Source organism: Frigoribacterium sp. CFBP 13729, assembly GCF_014841875.1.
Taxonomy (GTDB): Bacteria; Actinomycetota; Actinomycetes; order Actinomycetales; family Microbacteriaceae; genus Frigoribacterium.
Window position 1 is genome coordinate 24,489 of sequence record NZ_JACYUR010000008.1, and the last position, 21,812, is coordinate 46,300.

24 protein-coding genes and 1 pseudogene are annotated in these 21,812 nt (G+C 73.7%); 8 read left to right on the top strand and 17 right to left on the bottom strand.

Annotated elements, in window-relative coordinates; all coding sequences use genetic code 11:
* Window positions 1-23 precede the first annotated feature (23 nt).
* Together IFT77_RS15560 and IFT77_RS15565 are read right to left on the bottom strand one after the other, a co-directional pair.
* Complete coding sequence (locus IFT77_RS15560) at window positions 24-866, bottom strand: SDR family oxidoreductase (RefSeq protein ID WP_192170552.1); 843 nt, start codon at window positions 864-866, stop codon at window positions 24-26.
* Complete coding sequence (locus IFT77_RS15565; RefSeq protein ID WP_192043236.1) at window positions 863-1,852, bottom strand: SDR family NAD(P)-dependent oxidoreductase; 990 nt, start codon at window positions 1,850-1,852, stop codon at window positions 863-865. The genes IFT77_RS15560 and IFT77_RS15565 overlap by 4 nt, the downstream gene beginning before the upstream one ends.
* 174 nt (window positions 1,853-2,026) lie before the next feature.
* On the opposite strand from IFT77_RS15565, the gene IFT77_RS15570 reads away from it, so the two are divergent.
* A complete protein-coding gene (locus tag IFT77_RS15570; protein ID WP_192043237.1) occupies window positions 2,027-2,821 on the top strand; it encodes an SDR family oxidoreductase in 795 nt (264 codons plus the stop codon).
* 12 nt (window positions 2,822-2,833) lie between these two features.
* Here the strand turns inward: IFT77_RS15570 and IFT77_RS15575 are convergent, their stop codons facing one another.
* Window positions 2,834-3,505 (bottom strand): biliverdin-producing heme oxygenase, encoded by a 672-nt coding sequence (locus IFT77_RS15575; RefSeq protein WP_192043238.1) that lies wholly within the window; start codon window positions 3,503-3,505, stop codon window positions 2,834-2,836.
* Window positions 3,506-3,659: 154 nt separating this feature from the next.
* On the opposite strand from IFT77_RS15575, the gene IFT77_RS15580 reads away from it, so the two are divergent.
* Window positions 3,660-4,013 carry a DUF3140 domain-containing protein gene (locus IFT77_RS15580; protein WP_192043239.1) on the top strand — a complete coding sequence of 118 codons (354 nt, stop codon included), beginning with the start codon at window positions 3,660-3,662 and terminating at the stop codon, window positions 4,011-4,013.
* Window positions 4,014-4,117: 104 nt separating this feature from the next.
* Here the strand turns inward: IFT77_RS15580 and IFT77_RS15585 are convergent, their stop codons facing one another.
* From IFT77_RS15585 to IFT77_RS15635, 11 genes are all read right to left on the bottom strand, one after another.
* On the bottom strand, window positions 4,118-4,573 hold the full coding sequence (locus tag IFT77_RS15585) for an SRPBCC family protein (protein WP_192043240.1): 456 nt from the start codon (window positions 4,571-4,573) through the stop codon (window positions 4,118-4,120).
* Between the two features lie 245 nt (window positions 4,574-4,818).
* Complete coding sequence (locus IFT77_RS15590; RefSeq protein ID WP_192043241.1) at window positions 4,819-6,147, bottom strand: family 16 glycoside hydrolase; 1,329 nt, start codon at window positions 6,145-6,147, stop codon at window positions 4,819-4,821.
* Between the two features lie 11 nt (window positions 6,148-6,158).
* Window positions 6,159-7,085 carry a signal peptidase I gene (locus IFT77_RS15595; RefSeq protein ID WP_192043242.1) on the bottom strand — a complete coding sequence of 309 codons (927 nt, stop codon included), beginning with the start codon at window positions 7,083-7,085 and terminating at the stop codon, window positions 6,159-6,161.
* Window positions 7,067-7,717 (bottom strand): hypothetical protein, encoded by a 651-nt coding sequence (locus IFT77_RS15600; protein ID WP_192043243.1) that lies wholly within the window; start codon window positions 7,715-7,717, stop codon window positions 7,067-7,069. Before IFT77_RS15600 ends, IFT77_RS15595 begins: the two co-directional genes overlap by 19 nt.
* Window positions 7,718-7,944: 227 nt before the next feature.
* Window positions 7,945-8,094 (bottom strand): hypothetical protein, encoded by a 150-nt coding sequence (locus tag IFT77_RS15605; protein WP_192043244.1) that lies wholly within the window; start codon window positions 8,092-8,094, stop codon window positions 7,945-7,947.
* Between the two features lie 172 nt (window positions 8,095-8,266).
* Window positions 8,267-9,910 carry a serine/threonine-protein kinase gene (locus tag IFT77_RS15610; protein ID WP_192170553.1) on the bottom strand — a complete coding sequence of 548 codons (1,644 nt, stop codon included), beginning with the start codon at window positions 9,908-9,910 and terminating at the stop codon, window positions 8,267-8,269.
* Between the two features lie 83 nt (window positions 9,911-9,993).
* Window positions 9,994-10,458, bottom strand: coding sequence for a MarR family winged helix-turn-helix transcriptional regulator (locus IFT77_RS15615; protein WP_192043246.1), 465 nt, complete (start codon window positions 10,456-10,458; stop codon window positions 9,994-9,996).
* 156 nt (window positions 10,459-10,614) lie between these two features.
* Entirely contained in the window at window positions 10,615-10,935 is a 321-nt protein-coding gene (locus IFT77_RS15620) for a hypothetical protein (RefSeq protein WP_192043247.1), read from the bottom strand.
* 106 nt (window positions 10,936-11,041) lie between these two features.
* The gene (locus tag IFT77_RS15625; protein ID WP_158614632.1) at window positions 11,042-11,185 is read right to left on the bottom strand and encodes a hypothetical protein; all 144 of its coding nucleotides are present in this window, start codon (window positions 11,183-11,185) and stop codon (window positions 11,042-11,044) included.
* Between the two features lie 218 nt (window positions 11,186-11,403).
* Window positions 11,404-12,759: a hemolysin family protein gene (locus IFT77_RS15630; RefSeq protein ID WP_192170554.1), complete on the bottom strand. Its 1,356-nt coding sequence runs from the start codon at window positions 12,757-12,759 to the stop codon at window positions 11,404-11,406.
* 129 nt (window positions 12,760-12,888) lie between these two features.
* Window positions 12,889-13,257, bottom strand: a complete 369-nt coding sequence (locus tag IFT77_RS15635; protein WP_192043249.1) for a VOC family protein — start codon at window positions 13,255-13,257, stop codon at window positions 12,889-12,891.
* 95 nt (window positions 13,258-13,352) lie between these two features.
* Here IFT77_RS15635 and IFT77_RS15640 point away from each other — a divergent pair, with 95 nt between their 5' ends.
* The 6 genes and pseudogenes from IFT77_RS15640 to IFT77_RS15665 all read left to right on the top strand — a co-directional run bounded on the left by IFT77_RS15640 (window position 13,353) and on the right by IFT77_RS15665 (window position 20,087).
* Window positions 13,353-13,796, top strand: a complete 444-nt coding sequence (locus IFT77_RS15640; protein WP_192170555.1) for a MarR family winged helix-turn-helix transcriptional regulator — start codon at window positions 13,353-13,355, stop codon at window positions 13,794-13,796.
* Between the two features lie 121 nt (window positions 13,797-13,917).
* Window positions 13,918-14,736: pseudogene (locus IFT77_RS15645) on the top strand (ABC transporter ATP-binding protein); the annotation flags it as partial.
* A complete protein-coding gene (locus tag IFT77_RS15650) occupies window positions 14,733-15,725 on the top strand; it encodes an iron-siderophore ABC transporter substrate-binding protein (protein WP_192170556.1) in 993 nt (330 codons plus the stop codon). The pseudogene IFT77_RS15645 and the gene IFT77_RS15650, both read left to right, overlap by 4 nt.
* Window positions 15,726-15,729: 4 nt before the next feature.
* Entirely contained in the window at window positions 15,730-17,847 is a 2,118-nt protein-coding gene (locus IFT77_RS15655; RefSeq protein ID WP_192170557.1) for a Fe(3+)-hydroxamate ABC transporter permease FhuB, read from the top strand.
* 320 nt (window positions 17,848-18,167) lie between these two features.
* Window positions 18,168-19,673, top strand: a complete 1,506-nt coding sequence (locus IFT77_RS15660; protein ID WP_192170558.1) for a cryptochrome/photolyase family protein — start codon at window positions 18,168-18,170, stop codon at window positions 19,671-19,673.
* Between the two features lie 195 nt (window positions 19,674-19,868).
* On the top strand, window positions 19,869-20,087 hold the full coding sequence (locus tag IFT77_RS15665; RefSeq protein ID WP_192170559.1) for a hypothetical protein: 219 nt from the start codon (window positions 19,869-19,871) through the stop codon (window positions 20,085-20,087).
* Between the two features lie 53 nt (window positions 20,088-20,140).
* Here the strand turns inward: IFT77_RS15665 and IFT77_RS15670 are convergent, their stop codons facing one another.
* The 3 genes from IFT77_RS15670 to IFT77_RS15680 all read right to left on the bottom strand — a co-directional run bounded on the left by IFT77_RS15670 (window position 20,141) and on the right by IFT77_RS15680 (window position 21,803).
* Entirely contained in the window at window positions 20,141-20,428 is a 288-nt protein-coding gene (locus IFT77_RS15670; protein ID WP_192170560.1) for a hypothetical protein, read from the bottom strand.
* Window positions 20,429-20,726: 298 nt separating this feature from the next.
* The gene (locus IFT77_RS15675; RefSeq protein ID WP_192043257.1) at window positions 20,727-21,329 is read right to left on the bottom strand and encodes a TetR/AcrR family transcriptional regulator; all 603 of its coding nucleotides are present in this window, start codon (window positions 21,327-21,329) and stop codon (window positions 20,727-20,729) included.
* A 225-nt stretch (window positions 21,330-21,554) separates the two neighbouring features.
* Window positions 21,555-21,803: a zinc-ribbon domain-containing protein gene (locus tag IFT77_RS15680; protein WP_192170561.1), complete on the bottom strand. Its 249-nt coding sequence runs from the start codon at window positions 21,801-21,803 to the stop codon at window positions 21,555-21,557.
* Window positions 21,804-21,812 lie beyond the last annotated feature (9 nt).

The window sequence follows — 21,812 nt, forward strand, 5'->3', positions numbered from 1 at the left end:
CCGACATCCGACCTGAGGGCGGATCAGTCGTCGTGCGAGAGCGCCCCTGACACGTCGCGCAGCGCGTCGATCTGCCGCTGCACGGTCGCCTGCTTGGCCTCGATCGCGCGCATCGCGTCGGCCCCGGCGACGAAGCGGGCAGGCAGCTCGGGGCCGTCCGACAACCGGACCATCGCCTCCGCCAGCTTCGCGGGGTCGCCTCCCTGCGTGCCGTTCATGCCCTTCCAGGCCTCGATCGTGCTGGCCGTGCCCTCGGCGTAGTCCTCGACGTGCAGCTCGGGCCAGGTGGTCGACGAGCCCTCGACGAGCAGCTCGGTGCGGAAGAAGCCGGGCTCGACGGCCATCACCGAGATGCCGAAGCGGGCGACCTCGGCGGCCAGCGAGTCGGACCAGCCCTCGAGCGCGAACTTCGACGCGGCGTAGGCCGAGGTGAACTCGGCGCCGACGAAGCCGGCGGTCGACGTGACGGTGATCACCTGGCCAGAACGCTTCTCGCGCATCACCGGCAGCACGGCGCGGGTCACTGCGAGGGGGCCGAAGAAGTTCGTCTCCATCTGCGAGCGGAACTGGTCGGCGCTCAGCGTCTCGAAGTACCCCGCGAAGAAGTTCCCGGCGTTGTTGACGAGCACGTCGACGCGTCCGAACCGGTCGACGGCCTGGGCCACCGCGCGGTCGGACGCGGCCGGGTCGGTGACGTCGAGGGCGACGACGAGGAGGCGGTCGTGGGCTCCCACCGCCGACTCGACGGCCGCGACGTCGCGGCCGGTCGCGACCACCGAGTGGCCGGCGGCGAGGGCCGAGCGGACGATGTCGGTGCCGAGCCCGCGGCTCGCTCCGGTGACGAACCAGACGTGGCTGTCGGTCATGAGGGTGCTCCTTCGTGTGGTGCGGGCGTGCCTGAGGCGCGCGAGCGCGCCTCCGTGTCGACGAGGGCGAGCGAGACGTCCCACAGGCGGTCGGCCTGGGCAGGGTCGAGCGCCCAGGCGCGGACGCCGTGCAGCCCGTCGACGATCTCGTCGACCACCTCGGCCTCGTGGCAGTCCTCGTAGTAGCGGCCCCGCACCTCCGCCAGCTCTGGCGCGGTGGCGAGCAGCACGGAGGTGGCCGCGCCCTGCTCGGGCGTCTTGACCGCGTCGGCCGCCGCGACCTTGGTGGCGGCGAGCACGTCCGGGTCCCAGTGCTTCTGCAGGCCCGTCCAGATGCCGCCGGGCATGCACGAGTTCGCGACGATGCCGTCGTCGGCCCAGCGGGCGCTCGCCCCGACGGCGAAGAGCGCGTTGGCCGTCTTCGACTGCGCGTAGGCGAGGCCCGGCTCGTAGCGCCGACGCCGGAAGAACAGGTCGTCGAACACGACGGGCGACCCGCCGTTGCCGCTCGACGAGACGGAGACGACGCGGGCACCGCCAGCCGCGGCCAGGGCGCCGTGCAGGCCGAGCGCGAGCGCGAAGTGGCCGAGGTGGTTCGTCGCGAACTGGAGCTCCCACCCCGCGGCCGTGTACGTCTCGGGGGAGTCCATGACGCCGGCGTTGGCGACGAGGATGTCGAGCGGCCCGGTCCACGCTGCGGCGACGCCCCCGACGGAGGCCGGCCGGTCGAGGTGCAGCTCGACCACGTCGGGCGCGGGCCCGCCCGTCGTGCGCGCGATGTCGTCGGCCACCGCACGCCCCGCGGCCACGTCGCGCACGGCCAGCGTCACCCGGGCGCCGGCCCCGGCCAGGGCGCGGGCCGTCTCGACCCCGATCCCCGAGGAGGCGCCCGTCACGAGGGCCGTCCGCCCGCCCAGGTCGACGCCCTCGAGGGTCTCGGCCGCCGTCGTCGTCGCCCCGAAGGTGCTGATGTCGCGTGTCGTCACGTGGTCCCTCTCGCTCGATGCCGCGACCCTACGCCGGGCCGCTGACACCGTGTCCCGTGGCGGTCCGCCGCCGCCTCCTCCGCCCGCCGCCTCGCTTCGTCGGTGCGCGCCCGCCTGAGGCATGCTGAACGAGCGCGGGGAGTCGCTCTCCGCGCACCGACGGAAGGATTCCCCGTGCACATCGACCTCACCGGCAAGACCGCCCTCGTGACCGGCTCGACCCAGGGCATCGGCCGCGCGATCGCGCTCGGCCTGGCCAGGGCAGGCGCGACGGTCGCCGTGAACGGGCGCACCGCCTCCCGCGTGGACGAGGCGATGGCGAGCCTCCTGGGTGACGCGCCCGGCGCCTCCTTCGTCGCGGCCCCTGGCGACGTCTCGACCGACGAGGGCGCGCAGCAGGTGCTCGCCGCCGTGCCGCAGGTCGACGTGCTGACGAACAACCTCGGCATCTTCGGATCGGCCGACCCGCTCTCGATCGACGACGACGAGTGGCGCCGCTACTTCGAGGTCAACGTGCTGTCGGCGGTCCGGCTGATCCGCTCCTACCTGCCGGGCATGACCGAGCGCGGCTGGGGCCGGGTGCAGAACATCGCCAGCGACTCGGCCGTCGTCATCCCGGCGGAGATGATCCACTACGGCATGTCGAAGACCTCGCTGCTGGCGGTGTCGCGCGGCTTCGCCAAGGCCGCCGCGGGCACCGGCGTCACCGTCAACTCCGTCATCGCGGGTCCGACCCACACCGCCGGCGTCGAGGACTTCGTCTACGAGCTCGTCTCGCGCGACCTGCCCTGGGAGGAGGCGCAGCGCGAGTTCATGAAGGAGCACCGGCCGCAGTCGCTCCTCCAGCGCCTGATCGAGCCCGAGGAGATCGCGTCGATGGTCGTCTACCTGTCGTCGACCTTCGCGTCGGCGACGACCGGGGGCGCCGTCAGGGTCGACGGCGGGTACGTGGACTCGATCCTGCCCTGACCCGGCGCGCCGTCAGGCGGCGGACGCGGCGGCGCGGCGCGCCCGGCGGTCGGCCTCGAGGCCGTCGAGGAGGCGGGTGTCCAGCGAGTGGGCGAGCGCGACCTCGGCGACCACCGCCTCCTTGTCGGCGTCGGTCCACGGGGCGGCGTCGAGCTGCTCGCGGTAGGTGGCGCGGAAGCACGCCGGGTCGGCGACCTCGGCGAAGACGTAGAAGCCCACGCCGTTGACGTCGAAGCCGTAGTGCTTCTGCAGCAGCGTGCTGATGAAGCGCCCGCACGACAGGTCGCCGAGGTAGCGCGTGTAGTGGTGGGCGATGAACGCCCCGGCCGAGGTCGCGGCCACGGTCTCGAGCCGCTCGACGTACTCGCGCGTCGCGGGCAACGCCGTGACGCGGTCGCGCCAGGCGTCGCCGAGCAGGAACTCGAGGTCGGACTCGAGGGCGGGCAGCCGGCTCATGCCGGCCGTCACGAACGGCGCCGCGACCGGGTGCCCGGACATGGACCCGGAGGCGCCCTCGAGCGCCCGGTACACGAACCAGTACTGCGCCACGAGCTGGGCGTAGTCGTCGACGTCGCAGGTGCCGCGCAGCAGGTCGGTCATGAAGTCGGCGCCGCTGCTGGTGCCGTGCCGGCTGGTCGTCCGGGCCCGCAGCAGCTCCGAGAAGGGGACGACGTCGTGGGCCACGGGTGACTCCGATGCTCGGATCGGGCGGTCGGTCGACCACCCGTCCTTGAACCGTACTTAGGTCACCCTTACCGCGCAACCCCCGCGCCTCCGAGCTCGCCGAGAGCCGTCGGTGAGGAGGCCGTGCCGCGAGGGCCGGGGGCATGCTGGGCCGATGGACGACGACGAGAAGAAGGGCATCCGCGACGACTTCCACGACGCGGTGAACATGACCCCGCACGAGCTCGAGCAGTGGCTCGAGACCGACGAGGCGAAGGAGGTGGGACAGAAGTCCTCCGACGGCGCCGAGTCGGTGGGGCACGACAGCGGACGCCGGATCGTGACGATCCTCCGTACGAAGGTGGCCGACCTGGGCGACGACGACTACGCCCACATGAAGAAGGTCACGGGCTACGTGCACCGGCACTCCGCGCAGGGTCCGGAGGGCGACGCGCACGACTCGAAGTGGCGCTTCTCGCTGATGAACTGGGGCAACGACCCGGAGAAGGCGACGAAGGCGAAGAAGTAGCGGCGACAGCAGCAGCGCCCCGCCGCGCACGGCGACGGCCCCGCCCCTCCGCGAGGGAGGAACGGGGCCGTCGTCGTCTGCGGGCCGAGGCCCGGCCGTGCGGACTACGCCTTCACGTCGCCGCGCCAGGACCCGTCGGCCTGGCCCTTCGACTCGATGTACTGCTTGAAGTTGGCGAGGTCCTTCTTGATGGCCCGGCCGTCGGAGCCGATGGCCGCGCCGAGCTTCTCGAGGATGCCCTCGGTGGTCCAGTCGATCTGCACGGTGACGCGCGTCTCGGTGTCGCTCAGCTTGTGGAACGTGACGACGCCGGCGTGGTCGACCTCGCCGCCGGTGCTCGTCCAGGCGACGCGCTCGTCGGGGTGCTGCTCGGTGATCTCCGCCTCGAAGGTCTTCTCGACCGGTCCGACCTTGACCTTCCACACCGTGAGGGTGGGGGTCGTCTGCGTGATCGACTCGACCTCGTCGAGGAACTTCGGGAACTCCTCGAACTGGGTCCACTGGTCGTACGCGGTGCGGACGGGGACCTCGACGTCGATCGTCTCGATGGCCTGTGCCATGGTGTTCTCCTCTTGTCGTGATGTCGTGGGGCGGGCGAGCCCCGGGGGCCGACCCCGGAGGGGCCGGCACTGGTGGGCGACCTCGTCCGAGGCCGTGCCCGCCGACGTGAACGGTAGGAGGCGCGGGCCGGCCCCGTCCACGTGCAGGGGCGATGGTCAGGTGCCGGGTGACGTGGCGTCCCCCGGCACCCGCTGCGGGCCGGCAGCGTACTCGCCCGGCCGGCCCGCGCCTCCTCGGGGCCCGCCTAGCGCGGCGTGACCGCCGTGCTGCGGAACGACGCCGGGATCGCGAGCGTGCGGACCCCGACGTTGCCCGGGGTCGTGTCGCAGCCCGTGTCGGTGTGCGACACGGTGGTCTGCGGCCCGCCCGACGACGCCTGGGCCGTCACCGTGATCGTGCAGCCGACCATCTCGACGGTGAGGTGCTGCCACTGGCCCTGCGGCACCGTGGCAGCGAGGGGGGTGCGGGCGAACTGCCGCCAGGTGCCTCCGACGTGCTTGCCGACGATCAGCGACGTGCTCGAGATGCCGCCGTAGTAGCCGTCGAGCTGGTCGGTGCCCGTGCCCGGGTCCCGCACCCGGACGTTGAAGCCCGCGTCGAGGTAGGTCGCCGACTGGGCGTCGAAACGCACCTCGCCGGTCAGCGAGAGGTCCCCCCAGCTCTGCGACGTGTCGACCGACTTGTCGCCCTTGCCCGACTGCCTGTTCGAGTAGGTCTCCGTCGTCGCGTCGGCGGCCCAGCTGCCTCCGTAGGTCGTGAACGAGGGCGCGCTGCCGGTCTTCCACGGGGCGTTCCATGTGGCGGGAGGAGGCGACACGGCGAGCGATCCCTCGGTCACCGTCACGAAGCGCCAGGCCCCCGTCGCCTCGAACGTGCGCAGCCCGACCATGCCCTTCTGGTGCACCGTGCCGCAGCCCGAGTCGAAGTGGCGGAACGCGGTGACGGCGCCGGGACCGGTCGCCCCGACGGTGCTCTGCGAGACCGTGACGTTGCACCCTCGCACCTGCACGACGAGGTGGTACCAGGTGTTGTACGCGATGCCGCCCGGCACGTCGACGGTGCGGAGGAACTCGTACGACCCCTTCGTCATGCGCCCGAGCTCGAGCTTGCCCGTCGAGCTGACGTAGGCCCAGTACCCGTTGTGCTCGTCGAGCCCCGCCGACGGCGAGCTCACCCGCGCCAGCAGGCCGACCTGCTTGCCGCTGTCGAGCTTGACGTCGGCCTGCACGGTGTAGTTCGTCCAGTCGGCGCTGCCGGTGACGGCCTTGGGGGCGGCGCCTGCCTGGTCGTTCCCGCAGGTCTCGTAGTACATGCCGAAGTCGTTCGGCGTCATCGTCTGCCAGCAGCCGCCGTAGGTGGTCCAGTCCGAGGCGCCGCCCGCGAAGCTCGACCGGTACGGCAGGGCGTTCGTGGTGCGCGCGAACGACGAGGCCGTCGTCGCGGTGTTCCCCGTGTCGCGCACCGCGGCCGTCCAGGCGCCGGAGGTGGGGCTGGCGGTGCAGAGCCCGGCCACGAGGGCGGCGAGCAGCAGGACGACGACGAGGAGGCGCCGGCCCGTGACCGGACCGCGCACGACCCGGCCCCTCACGAGGCGCCCGATCGTCGGCCGACGGTCTGCGGGGCGAGCCCGACGACGAGGCACCAGAGCAGCGGGAGGCAGCAGACAAGCCCGAACACGAGCCAGCCGAGGGGCGGCAGGTGCGGCGCGATCGAGACGAGGACCCCGCCGCCGGCGGGGGCGTCGGCCGAGAGCGCGGGCAGGTCGAGGGTGCCCAGCTCGCCCGACGCGAGCACGACCGCCGAGCCGTGCTCGGTCGCGAGCCGCGACGGCAGCATGCCCGTCGAGGCGACGGTCGCCGTGCCGCCGAGCCCGTCGTCGGAGGCGGTGGTCCAGAGCACCGTCGCGGCGGTGAAGGGGCGGAGGACGGCCGAGACCGCCGCGACGACGACGGTCGACCCGACGACCCGCAGGGCGGAGCGGTGCGTCCGCGAGGGCACGAGGAGGGTGACCGCCCGCAGGGCGACGCCGCCGGCGACGAGCCACGGCAGGGCCCGGGCGAGCCAGCCGACGCCGGGCAGCAGCACCGAGGCGCGGCCCACGAGGTCGGCGTCGGTCAGCCGCCACGGGTCGTCGGCCTGGCTCGCGTCGCCGCGGGTCGCGACGCCTGTCGAGCTGACGTCGACGACCCGGTGGGTGAACGTCGTGCCGGTGCGTCCGGGCGGGGTGAAGGTGACGACGTCGCCCGCCCGGAGCTCGTCGACCGTGACGGGCGTCGTCACCACGAGCGTGCCGACGGGCGCGGCCGTGCCCATCGAGGCGGTGCGCACGACGAACGTGCGGGCGCCGGCCAGGTGCAGCACGGCCAGCGCGACGAGCAGGCCGAGGGCCAGGGCGACGCCGACGGCGAGCAGCACGTCACGTCGGCGGGCCGGGCGCCGGGCCGACGACGGCGTCGCGGCCGTGGTCGGCTCGGACGCGGTCGTCGACCGGCTCAGGCGGTGAAGGTCCACTTGAGCGGCACCGTGGCCGTGAGGCCCTGGTAGTCGTTGCCGGCGGCACCGTCGAGCGTGACGGCGAAGACGAAGTCCGCCTTCTGACCGGCGGGGACCACGGGCAGCGTGAAGGGCGTCGTACGGGCGCCGAGATCCGCGAGCGTGCCCGTGAACACCGTCGTGGTGCCCTGGGTGAGCACGAGCGAGACCTTGCTGCAGATGTCGGTGGCCGTGCCGCTCGTGTCCCCGGTCTTGCCCGCCACGCAGGCGCCGGTGCTCGCGAGGGTGAAGGTGCTCGCCTCCAGGGTGCCGTCGTTGAAGACGCTGACGTTCACGTTGCGCGCCGTGCCCGGCCTGAGCGTGCCGCCGCCGAACTTGTTGTTCGACGTGCAGGTGGCGGAGTTGCCGCCGGTCGACGCCGAGGCCTTGTCGGCGCCGTTGCTGTAGCAGGTGGCGCCGGGCGTGCCGACCTCCCGCATGAGGAGCGTGCCCGTGGTGGCGGTGTTGTTCGCGTTCGCGATGCTCGCGGTGAACGCGGAGAGCGTCCCCGACATCGTCAGGGCCATCAGCACGGCGGCGACGAGGCCGGTGACGACGGCGAGGGGTGTGGTGCGGAGGCGCGCGCGGGCGCGGTGGGACGAGGAGGCCATGTGATCGGTCTTTCGGTCGGGTCGGTCGGTCACGGTCGCGACCGGCGCGGTCGTGACGAGCCGATTCCCAGCGGCGCCGCACGACGGTGACGACTGATCCCCCACCGGTCGATGCAACGCTATCGATGTCCACAGAAATGAGGACTCCCCAGTTCGGGGCGGCCGTCCTCGTCTCACGATCGCGTGCCGGTGCCGTGGGCCTCCGGCGGCAATCGGGTCTCGGGCGGCTAGAGGAGGCCGAGCACCGTGAGCAGGCCCGCCGTGGCCGTCGCGCCCGCCGCGAGGGCCGAGCCGACGATGACGAGCAGCGTCACCCGCCGCTCACGGTCGCCGACGGGCCGGACGGAGGAGGAGCGGTGCGGTTCGGGGTACGTCACGGGGGCTCCCTCCGGTCAGGCCCGGATCGTCCCGGGCGCGCCCAGCATGGACCTGTCGTGGCGTCCGCGCACCCACCCCGTCCGGGGCGCTTCGCTCAGCGGCCAGCGGACGGTCGGGAGGACGGGCGGTCGACGGACGGCCGGAGACCGTCCGGCGAGCCGCCCCGGGTGGTCAGGGGGCGGCGGGTCCTCCGACGCCGCCCAGGTCGACGGCCGTGCCGCCGAGGCCTCTGCCGTTGCCGGTCCCGACCCCGGCGCCGTTGCCGGTGCCGTTGTTCGCCCCCGGTCCACTGTTGCCGTTGCCGTTGCCGTTGCCGTTGCCGTTGTTCCCGCTGTTGCCCGGCGCGGTCGGCTGGCTCGGCTGGCTGGGTGCAGGCTCCTCGACCGGGGTGCTGGGCTCGGGCGCGGGGGCCTCCGAGCTCGTCTCGTCGGTCGGCTCGGCCGTCGACGGCTCGGGTGCCGGCTCCTCGTCCTCGGTGGAGGGCGAGGGCGTGTCGGCAGGCTCGGTCTCGGTCTCGGCCGGAGTCGTCTCGGACGGAGCAGGCGAGTCGCTGGTCGCCGGGGCGACGGGCTCGTCGTCGCCCTGGGTGACGGCGAAGCCGATCAGGGCGGCGGCGCCGAGGGCGAGCGCGACGAGGCCGGCGATCACCGCACCGCGACGGCTGCGTCGCTCGGGCGCGGCCGCGGAGCCGTCGGGGCTCGTTCCCGTGCCGGCACCAGCGGCGGCGCCGGCACCGGACCCCGCGGGGCGTCCCGTGCCGCCGTCCACGGCGCCGAAGCGCTCGGTGGCGGCGTCGGCGGCGCCCGACCCTGCGAGGGCGCCCGCGGCACCGGCTCCGAGGCCGGCGGCTCCGAGCCCGGCTGCCGCACCCGCCGGCAGGCGCCTCGTCGCGGCGTCCCCGTCCGCGCTCGGCATCAGTGCCGTGGCGGCGCCGGTCCGGGCGTCGTCGGCGCGTGACCCTCCCGCGACCAGTGCGTCCGCCCGGGCGTGCACCTCGAGGGCGGTCGGCCGTGCCTCCGCCTCGCGCGCGGTCATCGCGCGCAGCAGCGAGGCCCACTCCGGGCCGAGCGCGTCGGGGACGACGGGGTCACGGTGCAGGCGCCCGGTCAGCGACTCCATCATCGAGCCGGGGAACGCCCGCTCCCCGGTCAGCGCCTCGAGCACCACGAGTCCGAGCGAGTAGACGTCGGAGGCCGGCCCGACCCGCGTTCCCAGGGCCTGCTCGGGGCTGAGGTACGCGGCCGTCCCCAGCACGGCGCCGGTCGCGGTCACGCGCGTCGAGTCGACGAGCGAGGCGATGCCGAAGTCGGCGAGCTTGGGCGACCAGCGGCGACCGGGCACGGGGGAGGGCGCGAGCAGCACGTTGCTCGGCTTGACGTCCCGGTGCACGATGCCGGCCGTCTGCGCGACGTGCAGCGCGCCCGCGAGGTCGACCAGCAGCTGCGCCGCGTCGGTGGTGTCGAGCGGGCCCTCGGCCAGGCGCGACGAGAGCGACGGGCCGTCGACGAGCTCCATCGCGAGCCAGCCCGGGCCGCTCGTCGGCGCGACGTCGGCGTCGTACAAGGTGACGAGGGCGTGGTGGCTGAGCGAGGCGAGCACGGCGACCTCGTTCTGGGCCCGCTGGGCGTCGGCCGGGTCGGAGCCCTGCGCGCTGAGCAGCTTGACGGCGATGGTCCGCCCGAGCAGCTGGTCGTCGGCGCGGTGCACCGTCGACATGCCGCCTCGCCCGAGGACGTCGCCGAGGAGGTAGCGGCCGGCGAGGAGGCGCGGTGCGTCCCGGTCGTCCGCGGTCGCGTCGTCGTCCCGGTCGTCCATGACCCCGAGGCTACCCGGCGGGACGGGACAGGTGCCCGACGTCGACGACGGGGCCGGGCCGCAGCCAGACCGGCGAGCGGCGCCTAGCGGGCCGAGACGGGAGCCGTGGTCTGCTGCTGGGCGATGACCGAGCTGAGCTCGTCCAGGAACGCGCTGACCGCCTCCGCCTGCTCGGCGGGCACGCCCATCAGGAATTTCCGCACGTGGGGCGCACTCGTCACCGTGTCGCAGGCGTCGCGCCCGGTCTCGGTGGTCGTCACGATCTTGCGGCGGCCGTCGGCAGGGTCGGGGGTGCAGGTGATCAGCTCGGCGTCCTGGAGGCGGTGCAGCAGGTTCGAGACCGCAGGCGTCGAGAACCCCAGGGTCGCGGCCAGCGTGCTGGGCGTCATCGGCTCGTCGGTCTGCTCCGCTGCCAGCACCAGGGCCAGTGCGTCACGCTCGGTCCGTGGCAGCGCACCCGCCGAGCCACGGCGGTCGAGTCGCTGCTCGGTGATGCGCCAGGCCTCGAGGGCGGCGTGCAGGCGGGCTGCCTGGATCTTGTGCGGCATGCGGGGGTCGTGTCCTCTGAGTGGTCAGGTCGTCGGGGTCAGGAGGGGCAGGAAGAGGCTGTCGTCGCGGTCAGTCGAGGTCGTCGTCGTCGATCGAGGTGTCGAAGTAGGCGACGTGGTCGTCCGGCGCGGAGCCGAGGATGCGGTCGGCGAAGGTCACGAGGCGACAGCCATCTCGCGGTCGTCGCGGGCCGACACGGCCTCGGGGTCGACGAAGAAGCTGGCGTAGCTGACTTCGAGGGGCCGAACGGCGTCGAGGGAGCGGGCGCCGGTCTCGACCGACTCGGCCATCGAGGCCACGACGTCGCGGACGCGGCGGCGACGCGGGTAGGTCTCGATGCGGGCCGCGGGGACCGACCGCTCGCGCACGTAGAAGCTGTCGAGTTCGGTCGCCGTGGGGCGCACGGCAGCGCCCACTCGACCGCTGACGGCGGCGACGAGGCCCTCGTGCGTGAGGCGACGGAGGTCGACGCTCATCGGAGCGCCTCCGAGTCGAAGAGCTCGGCGAGGTCGAGCGGCTGGGTCTCGGCCAGGAGGTGGTGGCCGGCGTCCGTCACGGCTGCGGTCGCGGAGGTCGACGCGCTCATGCGCCAGCGCCCATCGCGAACAGCATGCCGGCGATCAGCGTGCCGCAGGCGGCGAGGGCCGAGGTCGCGACGACGAAGAGCGTCAGCTGCCGGTCGGCGTCCCGGATCTCGGAGAAGGGGGAGTGGTGCGTGGTGGTCATGTCCTGCTCGTTCCTGCCAGCCCTGCGCTGACCTCGAGGTGCATGTGTTCGTGAGGCCCTGTTCCTCGGCCTTGTACCGCCGTGAATCGGTACGTACGAATGGTTACACAGACTCGCTAGTCGATCTAACTAGATGGGCGAGAGAGTTCGCAGAACGGACATGGCTCGACGACGAGAGACCTCGACGCGGCGCCTACGGGCCCGTCGGGGCGGCCGGCCTACGGGCCCGTCGGGGCGGCCGGCCCCGCCGTCGTGGCCGGCTCGGCAGGCGGCTCGGCGTGGTGCTCCAGGGGCGTCACGCGCACCGTCGCGATCCGGTAGCCCTCCATGCGGACCACCTCCAGCGTGGCGCCGTCGACGGCGAGGGTGTCGCCGACGACCGCCAGTCGTCCGAGAGCGTCGAAGACCCAGCCGCCGACCGTCTCGTACGGGCCGTCGGGCAGCGAGACGCCGGTCTGCTCCTCGAGCTCCTCGACGATCAGGCCGCCCTCGACCTCGCGGCTCTCGCCTGCCTCCAGCGTGCCCTCGCCGCGGTCGCCGGTGTCGTACTCGTCGTAGATCTCGCCGACGAGCTCCTCGAGCAGGTCCTCCAGGGTGACGATGCCGTCGGTGCCGCCGTACTCGTCGATGACCACCGCGATCTGGTGGCCGTCGTCGCGCATCGTGCTCAGCGCCGCCAGCACCTTGGTCGTGCCGGGCAGGGCGAGGATCGGCCGGGTGATGTCGGCGACGGTCGTCGCCTGGTCGCCGCCCGCCGCGGGCACCGACGCCATCAGGTCTCGCACGTGCACGAAGCCGAGAACGTCGTCGCGGCTGACACCGACCACGGGGTAGCGCGAGTGCGGCAGAGCCAGCACGGCGCGGTAGCCGTCGCTGACGGACGAGTCGCCGCCGAGGAACGACACGTCCGGGCGCGGCCTCATCACCTCGGCCACCCGGCGGTCGTCGGCGTCGAGGACGTCGGCGAGGATGCTGCGGCTGTCGCGGTCGATCTCGCTCGTGTTCGAGATGATGTCGCGGACCTCGTCGGCCGAGACCTCGTCCTCCTTCTGGTCGGGGTCGAGCCCGAGGAGGCGCCCCACGGCGTTGGTGGACACCGACAGCAGCCAGATGACCGGCCGCATCAGCCGGGCGAGGGCGTTGAGCGGCGGTGCGAGCGCCTTCGTGAACGCGACGGACTTCTGCATCGCGAGCCGTTTCGGCACCAGCTCGCCGAACACGAGGGAGAGGTACGCGACCACGAGCGTCATGCCGATCAGCGCGACGGTCGACGCCACGCTCTCGGTCAGCCCGAGGGCCGTCAGCCCCGGCACGAGGTCGGGCGCGATCGTCGAGGCGCCGTAGGCCGACGAGAAGAAGCCGGCGAGCGTGACGCCGATCTGCACGGCCGAGAGGAACGTGTTCGGGTTGCGGACGAGCTGGCCGATCTTGCGGCCGCGGTCGCCGCTGGCCTCGATCGCCCTGACCTGGCTGTCGCGCAGGGTGACGATCGCCATCTCGGTGCCCGCGAACACCCCGCCGATCAGCACGAAGAGAACGACGAGGCCGATGTTGAGCAGGGTGTCCGTGTCCATGCGGGAAGTCTGGCGACGCAGGCCGGGAGATCACCTCGAACGTGCGCGAGGTGCACGCTCTGCACGTCGCGGGGCGCGCCTCCTCGGCTCGGCCTGGTGCCGGGTCGTGCGTTGACCGCGAGGGGCGCGTCAGGCCCGGTCGTGCAGGGTCACGTGGTAGCCGTCGGGGTCGGCGAAGGTGAAGGTGCGGCCGAACGGGCCGTCGATCGGCTCGGCGACGACGGTCACGCCGGCCTCGACGAGGGCGTCGTGGATCGCCTGCACGTCGGTGGCGTGCAGCCAGAGCGCGACGCCGAGGCCGGGCTGGGCGACGGCGTCGAGGTCGGTGCCGGGCAGGAGGCCCCGCAGGGCGAAGGCGATCGGCGTCGTCGTGAAGACGACGGCGTGCGGCGGGCCGGCGGGCGAGCGGACGAGTCCGAGGTGGGTCTCGTAGAACGCCCGGGAGGCGTCGAGGTCGCGGACCTGGAGGGAGACGAAGTCGGGGCCGGTGACGGGCATGGGCGCTCCTGATGGTGTCGTGTGGCGAGGTCGAGGTGCAGTGTCGAGTGCGTGTCAGTCTGCTGACACGGATCAATCTATGTCAGAATGCTGACATGAGGCAAGGGATCGACCTCGAGACGTCGCTGGGCTACCTCCTCAAGGAGGCGTCGAGCGCACTGCGGGCGGCGATGGAGGAGGTGCTGCGGCCGCTCGGGATGACGGTCACGCACTACTCGTGCCTGGAGCTGCTGGCGCAGCGTCCAGGACTGTCGAACTCCGACCTCGCCCGCGGGGCCTTCGTCACGCGGCAGTCGATGAACGTGCTGCTCCAGGCGCTCGAGCGCGACGGGTCGGTGACCCGGCCGTCGGAGGCGCCGGTCGGCAAGGCGCTGCCCGCCCGCCTGACTGCCGCGGGGCGGCGACGCCTCGCGGCGGCGACCGCGGCGGTGCGCGGCGTCGAGCTGCGGATGCTCTCGGGGATGAGCGAGGCCGACCGGCCCGAGGCTCGCCGCCTGCTGCGCAGCATGGTGGTCGCGCTGCAGGCCGACCCTGGCTGACGACCGGCTGTCTCGGCGTCGAGGCACCGGGTTGCGGTGCGTTGCTAAGGGTAGGCTAACCTCAGTCTTCGTGACCTCACCCGACACGGCCCTCGTGCCGCCCGCCTCCTCGGCCCCGTCNGCCGACGGCGTCTCGGTCTCGTACGGCGCCTCCGACGTGGTGCACGACGCCCGGCTCGAGCTGCGTCCCGGCCGGGTCACCGCGCTCGTCGGTCCCAACGGCAGCGGCAAGTCCACGCTGCTCCGCACCGCCGCCCGGCTGCAGCGGGCGCGGGCGGTGACGCTGTCGCTCGAGACGACTCAGCCCGACGCCGCCGCGTCCACCGATGGCTTGGCGCTCTCGGTCCGCGACTTCGCCCGGCACGTGGCCCTCCTCACGCAGGGACGCCCGGTGCCGAGCGGCCTCAGCGTGCGCGACGTCGTCCAGTTCGGCCGCTACCCGCACCGCGGGCGCTGGGGCAGGGCCGACCCGGGAGGCGCGGCGGCCGTCGACCGTGCCCTGCAGCTCACCGGCGTGGCCGACCTGGCCGAGCGCGGCGTCGACCAGCTCTCCGGCGGGCAGCTGCAGCGGGTCTGGCTCGCCAGCTGCCTCGCGCAGCAGACCGGGGTGCTGCTGCTCGACGAGCCCACCACCTACCTCGACCTGCGCTACCAGGTCGAGCTGCTCGACCTGGTGCGCGACCTCGCCGACGAGTCGCAGATCGCCGTCGGCGTCGTGCTGCACGACCTCGACCAGGCCGCGGCGCTCGCCGACACGGTCGTGCTGCTGCACGAGGGCCGCGTCCGAGCCACGGGCACGCCCGCCGATGTGCTGACCCCCGACCTCCTCTCCGAGGTCTGGGGCATCGACATCGAGGTCGACACCGATCCCTCCACCGGCCGGCTCCGCACCCGTGCGGTCGCCCGTCACCACACCAGAACCGAGAGGCTCCACCCATGACCAGCAGACGACGCGTCCTCGCCGTCACCGCCCTCGCCGCCTCGGCCGCCCTCGCGCTCGCCGGCTGCGGCACCACCGAGGAGGCGGCCGACGGCTCGACCACCGGCTCGGGCTCGGGCGAGCAGATCACGCTCACCGACGGCACCGGCACCGAGATCACGCTCGACGGCCCGGCGACGAAGGTCGTCGGCACCGAGTGGAACGTCGTCGGCGACCTCGTCTCGCTCGGCGTCGAGCCCGTGGGCGTCGCCGACGTCGAGGGCTACGAGGCGTGGTCGTCGGCCGTGCCGCTCACCGGGGACCCGACCGACATCGGGACCCGCGGCGAGCCCAGCGTCGAGACCGTCGCCTCCCTGGCTCCCGACCTGATCGTCGCGACCACCGACCTGCCCGCGGACGCCGTCGAGCAGCTGCGCGACATCGCGCCGGTGCTGCAGGTCGTCTCGGCCGACGCCTCCGACCAGATCGGCCAGATGGAGACGAACTTCGGGATGATCGCCACGGCGACCGGCACCGGAGAACGGGCCGACCAGGTGCTCGACGCCTACACGAAGGCGGTGCTCGACGGCGAGCGGGCCCTGGCCGACGCCGGCTTCGCGGGGACGAGCTTCGCGTTCGCGGACGGCTACGTCGACGCCGGCCAGGTGAGCATCCGTCCCTACGCGCCGGGCTCGCTCATCAGCGAGGTCACGACCACTCTCGGGCTGCTCAACGCCTGGACGCTCGAGGGCGACCCGGCCTACGGCCTCGCCTCGACCGACGTCGAGGGGCTGACGCAGCTGCCCGCCGACACGCAGTTCCTCTACTTCTCGAACGCCGTGGACGGCGACCCGTTCGCCGACACGCTCTCGTCGAACGCCGTATGGCAGTCGCTGCCGTTCGTGCAGTCGGGCGACGTGCACCGCCTTCCCGACGGCGTCTGGGTCTTCGGCGGACCTGCCTCGATGACGGCCTACGTGAACGCGCTCGTCGAGACGCTGACGGCCTGATCCGGTGACCGTCACGGAGCCGGCGCCCGTCGCCGACGCGGCACCCGTCGCTGCGGACCGGCAGGAGGTGCGGGTCACGACCCCGCCCCGTGCCGGCCTCGGCGCCGTGGCGGTCGTCGTCGTGCTGGCGGCGGTCGTCGTGCTCCTCGCCCTCGTCGACGTCACGCAGGGCACCGCGGCGGTCGGGTCGCGCGAGGTGTGGCGGGCCCTGACCGGCTCCGCGACCGCGGGCGACGCCTCCGTCGTCGTGGCGTCGCGCCTGCCGCGGATGGCGGCGGCGATCCTCGTCGGCGTGGCCCTCGGCGCCGCGGGTGCGGCGTTGCAGACCGTCAGCCGCAACGTCCTGGCGTCGCCGGACACGCTCGCGGTGAACGCCGGCGCGTACGCGGCCCTCGCGGTCGCGTCGGTGACCGGTCTCTCGCTGCCGCTGGTCGCCTCCTCGGGCATCGCGTTCGTCGGCGGGCTGCTCGCCGCGGGCGTCGTCCTCGCCCTGTCGGGCCTCGGCTCGGGGTCGGTCCGGCTCGTGCTCGCGGGCAGCGCCCTCGCGCTGGGGCTCGCCAGCGTGACGAGCGCGCTGCTGCTGCTCTTCCCGCGCGAGACCGCGGGGCTCTACCAGTGGGGACAGGGCAGCGTCGGGCAGAACGGCTTCTCGTCGGTCGCCCAGATGGCCCCGGTCGTGCTCGTCGGCCTCGTCGTCGTGCTGCTCATGACGCGCCGGCTGGACGCTCTCGGCCTCGGCGACGACGCGGCCCGCAGCGTCGGGGTCGACGTGCGCACCACCCGCGTCGTCACCGTCGTCGCGTCGGTGCTGCTCTCGGCCGGGGCGGTCACCGTCGCCGGGCCGATCGGCTTCGTCGGGCTCTGCGCCCCTGCGTTCGTGCGGCCGCTGCGGCGGCTCGTGCCGAGCGTCCGCCGCACCTGGGTCTTCGTGTCGCTCGCCGGGCTCGCCGGCGCCGTCGTGGTGCTCGCCTCGGACGTGCTGCTGCGCGCCGTGGTGGGGGCGGAGGCGTCGGTCCAGGTGCCGACCGGCATCGTCACGTCGATCGTCGGCGCGCTCGTGCTCGTCGTGCTGGCCTTCCGGGCGGCGGACCACGGCGGGTCGACCCCGACCGAGCAGCACCGTGTTGTCTCGCGGCGCCGCTTCGCGCTCGTGCTCGCCGCGCTCGTGGTCGTGCTGGTCGGCGTGGCCGTCGCGGGCGTGCTGCTCGGCGACGCCGTGCTGCTGCTCGGCGACGTCGCCAACTGGGCGACCGGGCGCGCCGGGCCGGTCGTCGGCTACGTGCTGGACACCCGGGTGCCGCGGGTCGTCGCCGCCCTGCTGGCCGGCGCGGCGCTGGCCCTCGCCGGGGGGCTCGTGCAGTCGGTGACGCGGAACCCGCTGGCGGAGCCGAGCATCCTCGGCGTCTCCGGGGGAGCCGGGCTCGGCGCCGTCGTCGCGGTGACGAGCGTGCCCGCGATCTCGGGCTGGGGCGTCGCCGGGGCCGCGTTCGCCGGGGCCGTCGTCGCGGCGGTGGTCGTCTTCGGCCTGGCCGCACGCGGCGGGTTCCCGCAGAACAGGCTCGTGCTGATCGGCGTCGGGGTGGCCGCCGCGACCGCCGCCGCCATCAGCCTGCTGATCGTCCTGACCGACCCCTTCAACGGCGCGAAGGCCCTGACCTGGCTGTCGGGGTCGACCTACGGTCGCTCGTTCACCGACTCGGTGCCGGTCGCCCTCGCGCTGGTCGTCGGCCTCGTCGTCGCGGGGACGAGCCACCGGGCCCTCGACCTCGTCGCCCTCGACGACGACACCCCCCGGCTGCTCGGCGTCTCGCTGTCGAGGTCACGCCTGCTCTTCCTGTCGCTCGCGGTGCTGCTGACCGCCGCCGCGGTCGCCGCCGTCGGGGTGGTCGGGTTCGTCGGGCTCGTCGCCCCGCACGCCGCCCGCTCGCTCGTGGGAGCCCGACACGCCCGCGTGCTGCCCGTCGCCGTCGTGCTCGGCGCGGCGCTCGTCGGCCTCGCGGACGTCCTCGGCCGCACCGTCATCGCCCCGGCCCAGCTCGGCGCGGGGCTGCTCACGGCGCTGATCGGGACGCCGTACTTCGTCTGGCTCCTCTGGCGCGGCCGCGCCGCCCGCCAGCGCTAGCCCCTGTCCCTCCTGCCGCCGCCGTGCCCTCCCTCCTGCCGCCGCGCCTCCTGCCACCAGGCCTCCTCTTCCCCCTCCCGTCGCTCCTCCCGCCCCTGTCACCACCGAGTGGTCCGAATTCGGCCCTGCTGGTGGTCTGGACGACCATTCCTGACCACTCGGCCGGGCTGGGCGTCGAGACGCCCGGCGGCGGCTGGCGAGTGGTCCGCATCGGGCCCTGTCGGCCGTCTGGACGACAGTTCCTGACCACCCGGCGAGGCGGCGGCGTCAGACGACGCACAGCCGGGGGCGTTGTCGGAGGCGGGGCGTAGGTTCCGAGCATGTCCGAGACGCCTGCTGCCGACGTCCCCGCCCGCGCACGGCTGATCCTGCCCGGGCAGTACGGCGACGAGTTCGACGACGGCGGCCCCGTCGTCGTGGTCGAGGCGCGCGACGCCTTCACCCGTCGGCCGATGCACCGCGCGAAGGCGCACCTCTGGCTCTCCGCGCTGCGGCACCGGGTCGCCGCGCTCGGCGACCGGGCGACCCACGTGCAGGTCGAGACCCTCGACGAGGTGCTCGACGACGCTGCCGGGCTCGGCCCGTTCGAGGTCGTCGACCCGCCCGACCGCCAGCTCCGCGCGGCCGTCCGCCGAGAGGGCCGCGACGTCCGCGTGCTGCCGAGCCGCGGGTTCGTGACGAGCGAGGAGGAGTTCGCGACCTGGGCGGCCTCCCGCAAGGGGCGCCTCCTGATGGAGAACCACTACGAGACCGTCCGTCGTCGAGAGGACTGGCTGATCGAGGGCGACGGGCCGGCAGGCGGCAAGTTCAGCCTCGACGCGCAGAACCGCAACCCGCCGCCGAAGGGCGCGACGACGCTCGGCCTGCCCGACCCGGTCTGGCCCGACGAGGACGAGATCGACGACGCGGTCCGCGCCGACCTCGACGCGTGGGCAGCCGACGGCAGCGTCGTGTTCGTCGGGGCCGACGACCGGCGCCGGTTCGCGGTCACGCCGGCCGAGGCCGAGGCCGCCCTCGACGACTTCGTCGAGACCCGCCTCGGCGACTTCGGCCCCTTCGAGGACGCGATGCTCTCGAACGACTGGACGATGTCGCACTCCCTGCTCAGCGTGCCGATGAACCTCGGCGTGCTCGACCCCCGCAACGTGATCGAGCGCGTGCTCGAGGCCCATGCCTCAGGAGGCGCGCCCCTGGCGAGCGTCGAGGGCTTCGTCCGGCAGATCGCCGGCTGGCGCGACTACGTCTGGCACCTGTACTGGCACCTGGGCGAGTCGTACACGACCGACAACAACGCCCTCGGCGCGACCGAGCCGCTGCCCCGGTGGTGGCGGGAGGTCGACGCGACCGAGGTCCAGGCCGAGTGCCTGCGCAGCACCCTCGAGACGGTGCACCAGCACGGCTGGACGCACCACATCCAGCGGCTGATGATCCTCGGCAACTGGGCGCTGCAGCGCGGCTACCGGCCGGCCGAGCTCACCGACTGGTTCACGGACGTCTTCGTCGACGGTACCGAGTGGGTGATGCCGGCGAACATCGTCGGCATGTCCCAGCACGCCGACGGGGGAGTGGTGGCGACCAAGCCCTACGCCGCCGGGGGCCGCTACATCCACTCGATGAGCGACCACTGCGGCTCGTGCCCGTTCTCGCCGACCGTCCGGGTCGGGCCGAAGGCGTGTCCGTTCACGGCGGGCTACTGGGCGTTCCTCGACCGGGTCGAGCCGGCGCTGCAGGGCAACCCCCGCATGATGCGTCCGCTCCAGGGTCTCCGCCGGCTCGACGACCTCGACGAGGTGGTCGCGCAGGAGGCGGCGCGCACGACCCCCTGACCGGTCGCGTCCCGCTCGGCTCGCGCCGCGCCTCCTCCGGCTGCCTGGCTCGCGCCGCACCTAGCCGTGCCTCGACTCCGAACGGCTGCCTGGCCGTCGAACGAACCACCAGAACTGGGGGCGTCCTCGATTCCCTCTCCGGGGCCTCGGGCTGCGAACATCGTGCAGACCCGATGCGACCCCGAGGAGGCCACGATGACCGAGCAGCGACCACGCCGACCGCTGTTCGTCGACGACGTGACCGACCCCGGCGTGTGGGAGGCAGCTGCCGAGCGGCGCGCCCTGGCCGCCTCGGCCCGTCGCTCGTTCGCCCGCCGCACGGCGGACCACCTCGGCGAGGCGCTCGGCGTCAGCGCCGCCCCGCGCGTGCTGCTCGACTCGGCGGACGACGACGCGCAGGTCCCCGCCCTCTGAGCTCTCGGCGACGCGGTCGCCGACGCGGTCGCCGACGCGGTCGCGGTCGCGAGTCAGCTTGCGGACGTGCCCGCCGCCTCCTCGTCGTCCGTGACGAGCTCGCTCTCGTCCGTGTCGTCGAGCTCGTCGTTGCCGGCCGCTTCGACCCAGTCGGTCGCGTCGTCCGAGAGGTAGAACTCGTCGGCGTCCACGTCGGAGGCCCAGTCGTCGTCGGCCGTCGGCTCGCCCGTGACGGCGGTGATCTGCTCGAGCACCCAGGCGGGGACGACCTCGCCCGCGTTGTCGATCAGCCACTGTCGGGTCGAGGGGACGAGCTCGGACCACCATTCGTCGATGCGCATGCACCGAGCCTGTCACGTCCGCAGGTCTCGGCGCTCGCCCGCGCCTCCTCGTGTCGAGGATCAGGTGTCGGCGTCGTGACGCGTGCTCGCTGCCGGGCCGGCGGCGTCTCGACGACAGGCACGCCTGAGTCCTCGACACGTCGGTCGCGCACGCCGCGTCGGCCGCGCCGCAGCGCAACTCAGGAGGCGGGCATCGCGGACTCCTGATCCGTGCACGACTCAGGACCCACGCTCCCCCCGCCGCGCAACGCAGGACAGATCTTCCTGAATGAGGAGAGAACCGTGGGGCAGCCGGCGGTCACCAGCCGCGGGTGAGCCCCTCGAGCCCGAGGTCGAACGCGACGACGACGTCGTGGTCGGGCTGGAGCAGCATCTGCAGCTGCAGCCCCATGTACAGCGCGACGACGCTCGTCGACAGCGCGGCGACGTCGGTGCCCGCGGGCACCTCGCCCTGGCTGAGGTCGAACGCGAGCCCCTGGAACACCATCGCGTGGAAGTCGCGGTAGCTGTCGCGGACGAACCGTCCCGAGAGGTCGCCCGCGTCGGCCGAGCCGATCGAGAGCGTCATGAGCGAGCGCGACAGCCCGCGGTGCACGTTGCTGTGCGCGACGAGTCCGCGCACGAAGCCGAGCGTCGCCGCGCCCGCCGTCTCGCGGGCGACCTGCTCGAAGCGGTCGAGGTTCCACCGGTCGACGGCGGCGAGCACGAGCCCCTCCCACGACGGGAAGTGCCGCTCGACGCAGGCAGGCGACATGCCCGCGGTCCGGGCCACGGCGGAGACGTCGGTCGCGTCCCAGCCGACGGCGTCGAGCGTCTCGACGGTGGCGGCGACGATGCGCTTGCGGTCCGCGACGCTCGTCTCGAACGCGCTCGGTTCGTGGTGCGCGGTGATGGTGCTCACGCGGTCTCCTCGGTGGCTGGCGGCCGCGGCGGGTGGGTGAGTCCCCGCCTGTCGTCCGTGTCCCCAGCTTGGAGCAGGCAGCCGGTCCCGACCACCCCCTCCGCGCCCCCAACCCGGGTGCCACGCGGCGGTCCCGCAGACGGCACGGAATGCGCCGGCCAGGCCAGGAAGAGGCGCGACGCGGGCCCCGGGGAGGCGCGGCGCGAGCCCCCGAGGAGGTGCCCGTCAGCCCTGCCGCGCCGCCCACTCCTGCGAGTGCTCGGCCTGCTCCCGCGTGAGGTCGGCGACGCCGCCGCAGTTCGTGCACTGCACGTGGTACCGCTTCGACACCGTGAACAGCGGCACGAAGAACAGCGTGAAGCGCGTCGAGCGGCGGGCGACCTGCTGGTCGACGGTGCGTCCGCAGAACCGGCAGGCGAAGACGACGACGGTCAGCAGGGCCTGGCGGACGGAGGTGCCGAAGAGCAGGAACATCCCCCGACG

Coding starts and splice junctions, on each gene's coding strand:
- IFT77_RS15620 (WP_192043247.1), bottom strand. CDS start 10,935: ATGAGCGTCGACCTCCGTCGCCTCACGCACGAGGGCCTCGTCGCCGCC.
- IFT77_RS15585 (WP_192043240.1), bottom strand. CDS start 4,573: ATGGCACAGGCCATCGAGACGATCGACGTCGAGGTCCCCGTCCGCACC.
- IFT77_RS15560 (WP_192170552.1), bottom strand. CDS start 866: ATGACCGACAGCCACGTCTGGTTCGTCACCGGAGCGAGCCGCGGGCTC.
- IFT77_RS15630 (WP_192170554.1), bottom strand. CDS start 12,759: ATGGACACGGACACCCTGCTCAACATCGGCCTCGTCGTTCTCTTCGTG.
- IFT77_RS15625 (WP_158614632.1), bottom strand. CDS start 11,185: ATGACCACCACGCACCACTCCCCCTTCTCCGAGATCCGGGACGCCGAC.
- IFT77_RS15640 (WP_192170555.1), top strand. CDS start 13,353: ATGAGGCAAGGGATCGACCTCGAGACGTCGCTGGGCTACCTCCTCAAG.
- IFT77_RS15665 (WP_192170559.1), top strand. CDS start 19,869: ATGACCGAGCAGCGACCACGCCGACCGCTGTTCGTCGACGACGTGACC.
- IFT77_RS15635 (WP_192043249.1), bottom strand. CDS start 13,257: ATGCCCGTCACCGGCCCCGACTTCGTCTCCCTCCAGGTCCGCGACCTC.
- IFT77_RS15670 (WP_192170560.1), bottom strand. CDS start 20,428: ATGCGCATCGACGAATGGTGGTCCGAGCTCGTCCCCTCGACCCGACAG.
- IFT77_RS15615 (WP_192043246.1), bottom strand. CDS start 10,458: ATGCCGCACAAGATCCAGGCAGCCCGCCTGCACGCCGCCCTCGAGGCC.
- IFT77_RS15600 (WP_192043243.1), bottom strand. CDS start 7,717: ATGGCCTCCTCGTCCCACCGCGCCCGCGCGCGCCTCCGCACCACACCC.
- IFT77_RS15660 (WP_192170558.1), top strand. CDS start 18,168: ATGTCCGAGACGCCTGCTGCCGACGTCCCCGCCCGCGCACGGCTGATC.
- IFT77_RS15610 (WP_192170553.1), bottom strand. CDS start 9,910: ATGGACGACCGGGACGACGACGCGACCGCGGACGACCGGGACGCACCG.
- IFT77_RS15680 (WP_192170561.1), bottom strand. CDS start 21,803: ATGTTCCTGCTCTTCGGCACCTCCGTCCGCCAGGCCCTGCTGACCGTC.
- IFT77_RS15650 (WP_192170556.1), top strand. CDS start 14,733: ATGACCAGCAGACGACGCGTCCTCGCCGTCACCGCCCTCGCCGCCTCG.
- IFT77_RS15580 (WP_192043239.1), top strand. CDS start 3,660: ATGGACGACGACGAGAAGAAGGGCATCCGCGACGACTTCCACGACGCG.